The sequence below is a fragment of the Achromobacter kerstersii genome (assembly GCF_902859595.1).
Taxonomy (GTDB): Bacteria; Pseudomonadota; Gammaproteobacteria; order Burkholderiales; family Burkholderiaceae_B; genus Achromobacter; species Achromobacter kerstersii.
The window spans coordinates 1-13,654 of the sequence record NZ_CADIJQ010000006.1; the positions used below are offsets into that span (position 1 = coordinate 1).

Below are 13,654 nucleotides of genomic sequence, written 5' to 3' on the forward strand. Positions count from 1 at the left end.
TATTTACGCTGAACGCTTCACTGACCCGTATCGCTGAGATAGCATCAACACGCCTGATCCTCCACGGGATCAGGCACTGAGTGCCTTAAACACAAAAAAACTGACACTCCCATTTTCGGAGTCAGACTGCATTTTCCGAATGCCGTCCTCCGCCCGCGATGCCAATAAATGCAGTCTGACTGCAAAATCAATTCAGCCACACGCGAAGCGAACACCGCGACGACGCACCACCACGCGTAAGCTCCACGAGGCCGCCCGCGCGGCCGGCATGGAGCGGGCCCCGCAAGATCTTCCACCACCCAAAACCGGTGGAGAGGACCTTAAAAACCCCGATCGCCCCCGCTGACGTGAGATTGCAACTTCCAGAGCCCGTGGGGTCGGGGGCCTGGGGTGCGCGGGGCGTCGATAAGCCCGAGGGAATCCGTAGGGAGCCGAAGGCGTACGAGGATGACGCAGGGGCAGTCCGGAGCGAAGGCTCCGGACCGCAATCGTTGCCCCGCGCACCCCAGGCCCCCGAACCCACGGGCGTCTAAAGAACCCAAACCGCGCCCCATCCACCCCCCACGGCCGCCCTAAACTCCCCCACACACCAAAAATCAAAAACCACAAATCAAGCCGCCCTAACCCCAATCGCCACAACCCTCGCACTAAATTCCTTCAACAACTCCTCCCGCACCCTCCCCGCCCGAGCCATCGCCTCTTCCTTCACGTGTCCGTACCCTCGAATCTCCTCCGGCACGCTCGCTAACGCCACTGCGCGGTCCAGATTTCCGCGATTCAGTTTCGACAAGATCGCCGTCATCGTCTCCCGGTATTCGCGAATCAGCTCGCGCTCCGCGCGCCGTTCCGCCGTATACCCGAACACGTCAAGCTTCGTCCCCCGCAAGCGCCGCCACTTCGCAAGCATTCCAAACACCCGCAACATCCCCGGCCCATAACTGCGTTTGATCAAATGCCCTTGCTTGTCGCGCCGCGCGAACAGCGGCGGGGCCAGGTGGAAGTGCAGCTTCCAGTCGCCTTCGAATTGCGCGCTCACCTTCTTCACGAACTCGCCGTCTGAATACAGGCGCGCCACCTCGTACTCGTCCTTGTAGGCCATCAGCTTGAAGTAGTAACGCGCAACCGCAATCGCCAGCCGGTTTGTACCGGTGGCCTCGTGCTCGGCGTGCGTCACCTTGTCGACCAGATCCGTGTATTGCTTTGCATACGCCTCGTTCTGGTACTGCGTCAGGAATGCCTTGCGTACCGCCACGATCTGCGCCAGTTCTCCGGCGGGTTTCTTGAGTTCGGTCACCGGGCTGGCGGTGCGCGGGCGCTTGATTTCGATGATGTCTTCGGGCGGCGCTATCGGCATGCCGCCGTTGGCCAACACGCGTGCCACATCGGCCATGTCGTGCGCGGCGCGGCGGCCCCAGGCGAAGGCGGCGATGTTGCTGGCCACTTGCTGGCCGTTCAACTCAATCGCGCGCAACAGCGCAGCTTGCGACAGCGGAATCCAGCCCTTTTGATAGGCGTATCCCATCATCAACGGGTTCGCGTAGATGGCGTCGCCCAGCAACACCACCGCCATCGCCGCGGCGTCCACCGTGTGCAAGTTTTCCTTGCCACAGGCCGCTTGCAGATCCGCCGTCAGGTTGGCGCCCGGCAAGGTCCAGTTCGGGTTGGACACGAACGCGGCGGTGGGTGCGTTGTCGCGGTTCAAGAGCGCGTGGGTGCGGCCCGGACGCAGCCGCGCCATGCTTTCCGCGCTGGTGGCCACCACCAGGTCGCCCGCCAGCAGCAAGTCGGCCTCGCCCATCGCCACGCGCGTATTCATCAGGTCGTCGGGCGACTTCGCCAGCACCACATGCGAATAAACAGCGCCACCCTTCTGCGCCAGGCCTGCCATGTCCAGCACCGAACAGCCCTTGCCTTCCAGGTGCGCCGCCATGCCCAGCAACTGGCCGATAGTGACGACTCCCGTGCCGCCCACGCCCGCGATGAAGACGCCGTACGGTTCATCCAACGCACGCTCGCGCGGCGGCGGCGGCACGCCTTCGTCGATCACGCCTTCCTGCGACAAAGCCTTGGGCTTTTTCAGCTTGCCGCCTTCCACCGTAACGAAACTGGGGCAAAAGCCCTTCAGACAGGAAAAGTCCTTGTTGCAGCTGGATTGGTTGATCGTGCGCTTGCGGCCGAACTCGGTTTCCAAGGGCTCGACCGACAAGCAATGCGACTTCTGCGAACAATCGCCACAGCCTTCGCACACGCGTTCGTTGATGACGACGCGGCGCGCGGGGTCTGGGTAGGCGGCGCGCTTGCGGCGGCGGCGCTTCTCGGTGGCGCAGGTCTGGTCATAGATCAGCACCGACACGCCGGGGTGTTCGCGCAGGTCGCGCATGACGGCGTCAAGCTCGTCGCGGTGCATCACCGGCACGCCTGGCGCCAGGCCGGACATGCTCTTGTACTTGTCGGGCTCGTCTGTCACCACGACGATTTTCTCGATGCCCTCGGCCGCCATCTGCCGGCTGATCATCGGCACGCTGATGGGGCCGTCCACGGGCTGTCCACCCGTCATGGCCACGGCATCGTTGAACAGGATCTTGTAGGTGATCGGCACCTTGGCCGCGACCGCCGCGCGGATGGCCAGCAGGCCGGAATGGAAATACGTGCCATCCCCCAGGTTGGCGAAGACGTGCTTTTCTTCGGTGAACGGCGCTTGGCCTACCCACGGCACGCCCTCGCCGCCCATCTGCGTATAGACCTCGGTGTTGCGATCCATCCAGCGCACCATGTAGTGGCAGCCGATGCCCGCCATGCCGCGCGAACCCTCTGGCAGACGCGTCGACGTATTGTGCGGACAGCCCGAACAGAACCACGGCTTGCGCTCTTCCACCACGCGCGGCCGCGCCAGCAACTGTTCGCGCCCGCGGATGAACTCCAGCCGCGCCTCGATGCCCGCACGCACATCGGCGGGCAGTTCAAAGCGCAGCAAACGCGACGCGATGGCTTTCGCCACCATCGCGGGCGAAAACTCGTAATGCGCGGGCAGCAGCCAGTTGCCCTGCGGCACCGACCATTCGCCGCCATCCTTGTCATCGAACTTGCCCGCCACGCGCGGAATCTTCTTGCCGCTGCCGATCCAGCTGAACAGCTCTTCCTTCAGCTGGTACTCCAGCACCTGGCGCTTTTCTTCGACCACCAGAATCTCGTCCAGCCCCTCGGCAAATTGCTGCATGCCGGTGGACTCCAGCGGCCAGACCATGCCCACCTTAAAGAGACGCAGCCCGATGCGCCGGCATACGTCTTCCGACAAGCCCAGGTCGGACAGCGCCTGGCGCGTGTCCAGATACGCCTTGCCGGACGTCATGATGCCAAAGCGCGCATCGCGCTCGGGCACGTGCCACAGTTCACGGTTGAGCTTGTTGGCGCGGGCGTAGGCCAGCGCGGCGTAAAGTTTGTAGTCGAGCAGCCGCGCTTCTTGTTGCAGCGGCGTGTCGGGAATCCGGATGTTCAAACCGTCCGGCGGCATCAGAAAATCTTCGGGCAGCTGGATGCGCACGCGATGCGGGTCCACGTCCACCGAGGCCGACACTTCCACAATGTCGGTGATGCATTTCATGCCTACCCACACGCCCGCGTACCGGCTCATGGCCCAGCCGTGCAATCCGTAATCCAGCACCTCTTGGACGCTGGCCGGAAACAGCGCCGGGATCATACAGGCCTTCAGGATGTGGTCGCTTTGATGCGGCAAGGTCGACGACTTGGCTGGATGGTCGTCGCCCGCCACCACCAGCACGCCACCGTGGCGCGACGTGCCTGCCGCGTTGGCGTGTTTGAAGACGTCGCCGCAACGGTCCACGCCGGGGCCTTTGCCGTACCACATGCCAAAGACGCCGTCGTACTTCGCGCCCGGAAACAGGTTGACCTGCTGCGAGCCCCAGACGGCGGTGGCCGCCAGGTCTTCGTTGATGCCGGGCTGAAACTCTACGTGATGGGCCTTCAAGTACTTGGCCGCCTTCCACATGTTCTGGTCGACGCCGCCCAACGGCGACCCCCGATACCCCGACACAAAGCCCGCCGTATTCAAGCCCGCGCGTGCGTCGCGCACCCGCTGCATCATGGGCAGGCGGACCAGGGCGTGGATGCCGCTCATCCAGGCGCGGCCGGATTCCAGTGTGTACTTGTCGTCAAGTTGGACGGATTCAAGCGCCGCGCGCAATGCGGGCGTAAGGGGGGCATTCATGTCTACTCCAAGATCCTGGATGCCCCCACCAGCTTCGCGTCGCGCGCTTGGGCGCACGCGGGCCAACAAGGGCCGTGAAAGTGAAGTGATGCGCTCGCGCGCTTAGCTCTGCCAGTTGTAACCGCTTGCCCCCACCCCGGCAATAGGGCGATGCGATAATGTGCGCCATGGAATTCGCCCCTCGAATCGTCGCCTGGCAACGCCAGCATGGCCGCCACGATCTGCCCTGGCAAAACACACGTGACCCGTATCGGATCTGGCTGTCCGAGATCATGTTGCAGCAGACGCAAGTGGCCACCGTCATCCCGTATTACGACCGCTTCCTGCAACGCTTCCCGGACGTTGCCGCGCTGGCCGCCGCCGCCCAGGAAGACGTGATGCCGTACTGGGCCGGCCTGGGTTACTACGCGCGCGCCCGCAACCTGCATCGCTGCGCGCAGGAAATCGCGCGCGACTGGAACGGCCGCTTCCCGCCCACCGCCGAAGACATCGCCACCCTGCCCGGCATTGGCCGGTCCACGGCGGCGGCCATTGCGGCGTTCGCGTATGGCGAGCGGTCTCCCATCCTGGATGGCAACGTCAAACGCGTCTTCACCCGCCACTTCGGCATTGCCGGCGACCCGTCCAAGCGCGACGTCGAAACGCGGCTATGGGCGCTGGCCGACGCGCAAGTCGACGCCGCGCCGGGCCTGGACATGGCGGCCTACACGCAAGGGTTGATGGACTTGGGCGCCACGCTTTGCACGCGCGGCAAACCCGCTTGCGACAAATGCCCGGTGGCCGGCAGCTGCGTCGCCCGCCGCGAAGGCCGCCAGGCTGAACTGCCCACGCCGAAAGTGCGCAAGGCCATTCCGGAACGCGAGACCTGTATGCTCGTGCTCCAACACCAGGGCGCTTTCCTGTTGCAGCAACGGCCCGAGCCCGGCATCTGGGGCGGGCTGTGGAGCCTGCCGGAATTCGACATCACGGGCGACCCCGACGCCGCCTCGCGCGCGCTGGGTCTGGAACCCGAACAACGCTTCGAACTCGCGGCGTTCGCCCACACCTTCACGCACTACCGCTTGCACATCCGGCCTTGGCTGGTGCCCGTGCGCGCAGCCGGTTTGCGCGAATCCGCACTGCCTGAACGATGGGTGCATGCAGACAAGCTGGCGACGATGGCGCTGCCCGCACCGGTGAAGAAATTGCTGCAAGGCCTGGTGGATGCCGGCATGCAGGACAGCCTGTTTTCTTCAGCCAAGCCCTGAGGCGCAGGCTGGCCGGGGCGTGATCACGCCTCGGCTTGCACCGCCCCGCTCAACAACATCACCAGCTTCAGATCCGGATGCGTCGCCAGCCGGAACGTGATCTGCTGAAACGCCAGCTTGCCGTCACGCGGATGCTGGAATTCCCGCAAGCCGCCTTCGCGCTCCACCACGGCATGCCGCGTCCACCAGTGGGCGAAAACGGGGCTTTGGCGGCTAAGCGTATCCAGCAAACCCAGCACGGCGGCCTCGTCCAGATGCGCGCCCGCGTCGGCGCGGAATTCCGCCACCACACGGCGCGCACGCTGGTCCCAGTCCACGACGAGATCGCGCGCGGCGGGGTCCATGAAGATGTAGCGCAGCAGGTTCGGTTCGGGGTCGCGCGTGGGCCAATCGTCGAACAGGTCGCGCAGCGGCTCGTTGTAGGCCAACACGTTCCAGGCGCGGTCCAGCACATAGGCCGGCGCGTTGATCGCGTTCACGCATTCTTGCAAGGGGCCGGGCGCGCCGCCTGCGTCGTCGCGCGCGTGTTGAGGGTCGGCGCAGTCGGCCAGATCAAAAAGATAGGCGCGTTCAGCGCGCGCCAGTTGCAGCACGCCCGCAATGCGCGACCACACGGACGGCGACACGGAGACTTCCCGCCCCTGCTCGATCCACGTGTACCAGGTGACGCTGATGCCGCACAGTTGCGCGACCTCTTCGCGGCGCAGGCCCGGCGTGCGGCGGCGCATGCCTTCGGGCAGTCCGGCCATCTGCGGCGTGATGCGGGAACGGGCGCTGCGCACAAATTCGCCCAATGCCTGACGGCGCAAGGGCGAACCGTCTTGGCTGGCGGCGCCATGGGGGGAAGTAGTCATACCAGGATAAGCAATGGGCTTGTACGTGTATAAGGGTCGGCCTATCTTAGCGCCTGCACCTGACTTTTCGCACAACGCCCCACAACGCCCCTAAAGGACATTCATGACCGCCAGCACCCACGACGCCGCCGTCGACCGCCAGTTCAGCCCGCGCGCCACGGCCTACCTGACCAGCGCCGTCCACGCCCAAGGCGAAGACCTGCTGCAAATGGCAGACGTCGCCCGCCAGCACCCCGATGCGCGCGTGCTGGACTTGGGCTGTGGTGGCGGCCACGTGAGCTTTCACGTGGCGCCCGAAGTGAAGCACGTCACCGCGTATGACCTGTCGCAGCAGATGCTGGACGTGGTGGCGGGCGAAGCGGCCAAGCGCGGCCTGAACAATCTGGTCACCCGTCAGGGCAAGGCCGAGTACCTGCCGTTTGCCGACGGCGAGTTCGACCTGGTGATGTCGCGCTATTCCACGCACCACTGGCAAGACGCCGGCCGCGGCCTGCGCGAAGCGTTTCGCGTGTTGAAGCCGGGCGGCATCGCTGTGTTTGCCGATGTGGTGTCGCCGGGCGAACCGTTGTTGGACACGTGGTTGCAGACCATCGAAGTGTTGCGCGACACCTCGCACGTGCGCGACTACTCGGTGGCCGAATGGACCCGCATGCTGACCGAGGCAGGCTTCACGCTGCAAGGCTTGTCGCCGCGCCGCCTGCCGCTGGAATTCCAGACCTGGGTCACGCGCATGCGCACGCCCGACACGCTGGTGGCCGCGCTGCGCCATATGTTCGGCATTGCGCCTGACGTGGTGCGTGCGCACTTCGACGTGAAGGAAGACAGCTCTTTCACCAGCGACACGGCGACCATCGTGGTGAAGAAGCCGGGCTGATTCAGCTTGTGGGGCTGGCGGTAAACGCTGCCAGCGCCCCCGCCACGCCCCGCGCGCGCAGGGACTGCACCGCTAGCGCCACGGCGCGCACAAAGCGCGGGTCCTGGCCCAGATCATCTCCGAAGACGGGCGCGAGGCCGGTCAGCGCTTGCACCCAGACCCGCGTTGCATCCGCTTCGGCGCTATCGTCGGGGCGGCTATTTCCATCTTGATTGGCATGGTCCTGGCCGCATTGCCTATCGCATTGCCTATCGACTTTCCTATTGGCCACCGCCTGCTCGGCCTGCGCGTAGCGCTTCGCAAGCACATCGGCCATCGGGTCTTGAATATCGTAGCGTCGCCCCGCTTCATCGACACCACTCAAAAAATGCAGCCACGCCGCCACGGCCAGCGCCAGTCCATTGATCGGCAAATCTTGCGCCAAGCGCGCACGCACCGTGTCCAGCAAGCGCTGCGGTAATTTCTGCGAGCCGTCCATCGCGATCTGCCGGGTCTGATGTTTCAACGCCGGATTGGCGAAGCGTTGCAACAGGCGCGCTTGGTATTGCGTCAGGTCCAGACCAGGCAATTCCGGCAAGGTCGGCACGATGTCTTCGCGCAGCAATGCGGCCAGATAGGCCTTCAATGCGGGCTGCGCCATCGCCCGGTCGACCGTGTCCCAACCGGCCATCACTGACAAATACGCCAGCGCCGAATGCGCGCCATTAACGGTGCGCAGCTTCAGCGTTTCAAAGGGCGCGGCGTGTGCCACAAAGCGCGCGCCGCCGGCCGTCCAGTCTGGCCGGCCCGCGGCAAAGATGTCTTCCACCACCCATTCCAGATAGGGCTCGGCCACCACCGGCCACGCGTCATGCACGCCCAGCACCTGCGCCACATCGCGCCGATCGTCGTCCGTTGTGCGCGGCACGATGCGGTCCACCATCGAACTGGGAAAGGTGCAATGTGATGCGATCCATTGCGCCAATGCAGAATCGATTTTCTGCGCGAAGGCGACCACCATGCCGCGCAACAAATGGCCATTGCTGGGCAGGTTATCCAGCGACATCAACGTGATGCCGTTGCGCCCCGCCGCGTAGCGTTGTTGCAGCCCCCGCACGATGAACCCGATAGTGCTGCGCGGCGCACGCGGGTGCGACAGATCATGCTGGATATCGGGATGGTTCAGGTTCAACAGGCCACTGGCCGGATCATGGCAATAGCCTTTCTCGGTGACGGTGACGCTGACAATCCGCGTGTCCGCGTGCGCAATGCGCGCCAGCACGGCCTGCGGGTCTTCAGGCGCGACCAGCATTTCGCGCAGGCATCCAATCACCGCCAAATGCTGTTGCGGCCGCCCGTGTGCGTTAGCGCTGCGCAGCGCCAACGTGTACAGACCGTCTTGCGGCGCCAGGGCATCTCGCGTATCGGAATGGCGCAACGATACGCCGCAGATGCCCCAACAAAGCTCCGCCCCGGCAAGCGCCGCGGCGGGGTGAATGACGGATTCATTAATGGCCGCCTCATTGACCGCAGCCAGATGCGCGCGCACAAACGCGCCCAGCCCCAGATGCACGATGCCGACACGCAGCGCGCTCCGGTCGTACGCAAGGCGCGCCACGCCGGGCGGCAGCAGACCCAGACGCGCGGGCGTCAAACGCGCCGCGCCGTCCGCTACCAATTCCATAGCGTCCCGTCCTGCTGCAAGCGGTTCACCGGCAGGTACGCGCGCTTATACGGATACTTGGCGGCCAACGCTTCGTCGATATCCACGCCGTGCCCCGGCACGTCGCCCGGATACAGCATGCCCTGATCAAACGTGTACGCGTGCGGGAAGACGGCGTCGGTTTCTTCGGTGTGGCGCATGTATTCCTGGATGCCGAAGTTCGGCACCCACAAGTCAAAATGCAGCGCCGCGCCCATGCACACGGGCGACAGATCGGTCGCGCCGTGGCAACCCGTGCGCACCTGATACAGCGACGCCAGGTCCGCAATGCGGCGCAGGTGCGTGATGCCGCCTGCGTGCACGACGGTGGTCCGGATGTAGTCGATCAACTGGTTCTGCACCAGGTCCTTGCAGTCCCAGATGGAATTGAAAATCTCGCCCACCGCGAGCGGCGTGGTGGTGTGCTGCCGGATCAGCCGGAAGGCGTCCTGGTTTTCAGCGGGCGTGGCGTCTTCCATCCAGAACAGGTTGTAGGGCTCCAGCGACTTGCCCAGCCGCCCGGCTTCGATGGGTGTCAGACGGTGATGCACGTCGTGCAGCAGATGATGGTCGAAGCCGAGTTTTTCGCGAATGCGTTCAAACAGTTGCGGCGTGTGCCGCAGGTATTTTTCGGTGGACCAGTCGTGTTCGCTGGGCAAGTCGGCATCGGCCGGTTCGTAGAACAGATTGCCGCGCCCCACGCCATACACCTTGTCCAGACCCGGCACGCCGCTTTGCGCGCGGATGGCGCGGTAGCCCATGTCGGCGTAGCGCAGCACTTCGTCAACGGTATGCTCAATGTCAGACCCGTTGGCGTGTCCGTAGACCATGACGCCGCTGCGGCTCTTGCCGCCCAGCAGCTGATACAGCGGCAGGCCGGCCGCCTTGGCTTTCAAGTCCCACAGCGCAGTGTCCACTGTGGCAATCGCCGTCATGGTGACGGGCCCGCGCCGCCAGTACGCGCCCTTGTACAGGTACTGCCAGATGTCTTCGATCTGATGCGCATCGCGCCCGATCAGGCAGGGAATGACGTGTTCGGTCAGGTATGCCGACACGGCCAGCTCGCGCCCGTTCAACGTGGCGTCGCCAATGCCGGTCAGGCCCTGATCGGTTTCAATCTTCAGGGTCACGAAATTGCGGCCCGGCGAACAGACAATCACGCGTGCATTCGTAATTTTCATCGTGGGTTTCCGTGGTTCAGAACGTCACCATCACTTTCATGGCCTGATGGCGGTCGGCCGCAAGCGCAAACGCGTCATGCACGTTCGCCACCGGCACGGCGGCCGTCAACAAGGGCGATACGTCCAGCAGGCCGCGGCTTAGATAATCCACGGCCCACGCGTATTCATCGACAAAACGGAAGCTGCCGATGACGGACAAACTCTTCACCATGATCTGGTTGAACGGACACCCGTCGCTGCTGCCGCTCAAGGTGCCCACGGTGACGATGACGCCGCGCGGACGCGTCACGCGGATGGCGTTGGCCAGCCCGGCGTAATGGCCCGACGCTTCGAAGCACACGTCAATTGAGCCCTTGCCCGCCGCCAGCGCTTCGATGGCGGCCGGGTCTGCCGCCACGTTGATCGTGCGCGTGGCGCCCACGCGCGTGCAGGTGGCGAGCGTTTCGTCCACGATGTCCACCACCGTCACCTGGCTTGCACCGGCCAGGCGCGCCGCCATCAGGATCAATGCGCCGATTGGCCCCGCGCCCACCACCATGACCGACTTGCCGAGCAAGCTTCCCGCGCTGCGCACTGCGTGCAGCGCCACGGCCAGCGGTTCGCCGAATGCGGCCAGCTCGAAAGACAAACTGTCCGGCACGGGAAGGCACTGCTTTTCCTGTACCACCACCTGTTCGCGCATCGCGCCCTGCATGTGGGGATAGCGGCTGGCGCTGCCGAAGAAATGCACGGCCTCGCAGTGATTGGAATCGCCCTGGCGGCAATAGCGGCACACGCCACAGGTGCGCACGGGGTCCAGCGCCACGCGGTCGCCGGGCTTGACGGCCGTCACTTCCGAGCCCACTTCCAGCACTCGCCCGGACGCTTCGTGGCCGGGCGTCAGCGGTTCACGGATGACGAAGTCGCCCACGCGGCCGTGGCGGTAGTAGTGCAGGTCAGACCCGCAGATGCCCACCGCCTTGATGCCCACCCGCACCTGTGCCGGCCCCAAGGGCTCGGGCGTCTGTTCGTCCAGGCGCAGATCGTCCGCGCCATGAATTGCGCAATTCAACATGCTTGCCAGCCCCCGTTAGGTGTTGCCGCGCTATCGCCACCCCTGCGCGAATTCGCCGATCACGCGCTCAAGGTGAGCGCGCATCGCCTGCCTGGCGGCGTGGGCGTCGCCCGCCACCAGCGCGCTGAAAATGCGCTGATGGTCTTCCTGCGACGCCTGCCGCAATGCCTGTGTATGGAAATGCTGTTCGATCTTGTCCCAGATGGGTCCACGCGCCTGATCCCACATCGACGTCACCGTGGCCAGCAGCACGCTGTTGCCGGTGGACTGCGCGATATACAGATGAAACCGGCGGTCGGCCGCTTCGTTGGCGGATTTGTCGGTGACCTGGTCGCGCATCGTCGTCAGCGCTTCGAATATGCGGTCAAGATCGGCATCCGTGCGGGTGGTGGCGGCAAGCGCCGCGATCTCGGATTCAATCAGCGAACGCGCCCGCAGCAGTTCGAACGGGCCAGCACCCGCTTCCTGCGCCGCGGGCAGCCGGGCCACGCCGGGCTTGAGTTCGCAGACATAGATGCCGGACCCGCCGCGCACTTCCACCACCCCTTGCAGCTCCAGCGCGATGATGGCTTCGCGCAGCGCGGTGCGGCTGACGTCGAAGCGTTCAGCCAACGCCCGCTCAGCCGGCAAGCGCCCGCCAACGGCGAATTCGCCTTGCGTCACCAGGGCCCGAATCTGCGCGGCCAGCCTGACATAGGCGCGGTCGGGCGCGGTCTTCACGGCGGGTTCGTCGGCAGGTTCGACAGGTTGGGGAAGCAGTTGCAGCATCGTCACGGCCTAAATTGGTTAGACCAAATCGTATTTGGTTCACCAATTTTCACCATCATGGTTTACCACTATCAGGGGCGACGGACCTGTCCCGTGTCACTTGCGGTCACCACGCTCGACAGCCTCGGCAAAAACCCTGTATAGATGGCTGTCCCCCTTTGCCAGAGCACACGAAAAGGAAGTGTCATGCCCGAAGCGTCTGAACAGACATTGCCCACGGATCTCACCGTCACCGAAGCGGCGGCCCTGATTGTCGATGGCCGGCTGACCAGCGTGGCGCTCACCGAAGCCTGCCTGAACCGCATCGACGCCCAACAAGTCCTCAACGCGTTCATCACCGTGGACCGCGCGGGCGCGCTGGCCCAGGCCCGCGCTTACGATGCGGCGCGCGCCCAAGGCGGCGATGGGTACGCCCCGCTTGGCGGCGTGCCCATCGCCATCAAAGACAACATCCACGTGGCTGGCCTGCCCAATACGGCCGGCACACCCGCGTTGAAGCATTTCCGCCCCGCCCAGGATGCGCCCGTCGTGCAGCGCCTGCGTGCCGCCGGCGCCATCATCATCGGCAAGACCAACATGCACGAATTGGCGTTTGGCGTGTCGGGCTACAACACCGCGTTTCCCGGCCCGCAGGGCGACGGCACGCGCAACGCTTACGACAGCACCCGTATTGCAGGCGGCTCGTCATCGGGCAGCGGCGCGGCGGTTGGCGCCCGCTTGACGCCCGCCGCGCTGGGCACGGACACGGGCGCGTCGGTGCGCCTGCCCGCCGCCGTCAATGGCGCGGCCGGCTTCCGCCCGTCGGTGGGCCGTTACGACGGCTCAGGCATCACGCCTATCTCGCACACGCGCGACACCCCGGGCCCCATCGCCAACAGCATGCAAGACATCGTGCTGTTGGACGGCATCCTTGCCGGCGACGCGCAACCGTTGCGGGCCTTGCCCGCCGCGCACGTGCGCCTGGGGCTGGCCCGCTATTTCTGGACGGATCTGGAACCGCAGGTGCGCGACGTCATGGACGCCGCGCTGGCCAAGCTGCGCGAAGCGGGGGTCCAGCTGATTGATATCGACATGCCTGACCTGCCCGCCGCCAACGCCGCCGTCGGCATGCCGCTGTGCCTGTACGAGCAAAAGCCCGATCTGACCGCCTACCTGCAACGCTACAACGTGGGCGTGAGCTTTGACGAGGTGGTGGCGCAAATCTCCAGTCCCGACGTCAAAGCCATCTTCGACGGCCTGATCGTGCCGGGCGTGCTGCCGACCCCTGACGGTCAAGTCTTGGCGCTGCAACCGCTCTACGAACGCGTCATCGCGGAACAGCGTGACGAACTGATCAACGTCTATCAGCGAGCGTTTCAGGCGCACAACCTGGACGGCCTGTTGTTTCCCACGCTGCCGATCCTGCCGATGGCCGCCACCCCCGAGGCCAGCAGCTTCGAAAGCTTCAGCCGTCTGGCCCGCAACGTGGACCCCGGCAGCAACGCCGGCCTGCCCGGCTTGAGCGTGCCGGCGGGGTTGTCCGCGGAAGGCTTGCCGGTGGGATTGGAAATCGATGGTCTGCCGGGTACAGACCGCAAGGTGCTGGAAATTGGCGTGATGATCGAAGGCGTGCTGGGACGCATTGCACCGCCGCGCGTTTGAAGACGTCTGTTCGACGGCATCTATGTGACGGTGTCCATTTGAATCCGCCACGCTGGCCGTAAAAAAGGCCGCGCCCCCAAAAGGTGACGCGGCCCATGCCCGGCGGCGGCTTTACGGTCAGAGCCGTTT

General features: G+C 65.0%; 9 protein-coding genes. 3 read left to right on the top strand and 6 right to left on the bottom strand.

All coding sequences use genetic code 11. The features are described from left to right. Positions 1–610: 610 nt before the first annotated feature. Positions 611–4,225: an indolepyruvate ferredoxin oxidoreductase family protein gene (locus tag HV765_RS17975; protein ID WP_175170527.1), complete on the bottom strand. Its 3,615-nt coding sequence runs from the start codon at positions 4,223–4,225 to the stop codon at positions 611–613. A 158-nt stretch (positions 4,226–4,383) separates the two neighbouring features. Here HV765_RS17975 and mutY point away from each other — a divergent pair, with 158 nt between their 5' ends. After that, positions 4,384–5,472 carry an A/G-specific adenine glycosylase gene (gene mutY / locus HV765_RS17980; protein WP_156336350.1) on the top strand — a complete coding sequence of 363 codons (1,089 nt, stop codon included), beginning with the start codon at positions 4,384–4,386 and terminating at the stop codon, positions 5,470–5,472. Between the two features lie 23 nt (positions 5,473–5,495). Here mutY and HV765_RS17985 read toward each other — a convergent pair whose 3' ends face one another. Continuing rightward, positions 5,496–6,326 (bottom strand): helix-turn-helix transcriptional regulator, encoded by an 831-nt coding sequence (locus HV765_RS17985; RefSeq protein WP_054421302.1) that lies wholly within the window; start codon positions 6,324–6,326, stop codon positions 5,496–5,498. Between the two features lie 103 nt (positions 6,327–6,429). On the opposite strand from HV765_RS17985, the gene HV765_RS17990 reads away from it, so the two are divergent. Next, positions 6,430–7,200 carry a class I SAM-dependent methyltransferase gene (locus tag HV765_RS17990; RefSeq protein WP_054421301.1) on the top strand — a complete coding sequence of 257 codons (771 nt, stop codon included), beginning with the start codon at positions 6,430–6,432 and terminating at the stop codon, positions 7,198–7,200. Between the two features lies 1 nt (position 7,201). Here HV765_RS17990 and HV765_RS17995 read toward each other — a convergent pair whose 3' ends face one another. Genes HV765_RS17995 through HV765_RS18010 form a run of 4 tightly spaced genes read right to left on the bottom strand, consistent with a single transcriptional unit; the run spans position 7,202 to position 11,884 of the window. Continuing rightward, positions 7,202–8,863 carry a mannitol dehydrogenase family protein gene (locus tag HV765_RS17995; RefSeq protein ID WP_175170528.1) on the bottom strand — a complete coding sequence of 554 codons (1,662 nt, stop codon included), beginning with the start codon at positions 8,861–8,863 and terminating at the stop codon, positions 7,202–7,204. Next, positions 8,851–10,062, bottom strand: a complete 1,212-nt coding sequence (gene manD, locus HV765_RS18000) for a D-mannonate dehydratase ManD (RefSeq protein WP_175170529.1) — start codon at positions 10,060–10,062, stop codon at positions 8,851–8,853. Before manD ends, HV765_RS17995 begins: the two co-directional genes overlap by 13 nt. 16 nt (positions 10,063–10,078) lie before the next feature. Next, positions 10,079–11,116 (bottom strand): L-idonate 5-dehydrogenase, encoded by a 1,038-nt coding sequence (locus HV765_RS18005; RefSeq protein ID WP_175170530.1) that lies wholly within the window; start codon positions 11,114–11,116, stop codon positions 10,079–10,081. A gap of 30 nt (positions 11,117–11,146) precedes the next feature. Continuing rightward, positions 11,147–11,884, bottom strand: a complete 738-nt coding sequence (locus HV765_RS18010; protein ID WP_175170531.1) for a FadR/GntR family transcriptional regulator — start codon at positions 11,882–11,884, stop codon at positions 11,147–11,149. 186 nt (positions 11,885–12,070) lie between these two features. On the opposite strand from HV765_RS18010, the gene iaaH reads away from it, so the two are divergent. Further along, positions 12,071–13,525, top strand: a complete 1,455-nt coding sequence (gene iaaH / locus HV765_RS18015; protein ID WP_175170532.1) for an indoleacetamide hydrolase — start codon at positions 12,071–12,073, stop codon at positions 13,523–13,525. The last annotated feature ends 129 nt before the right edge of the window (positions 13,526–13,654 follow it).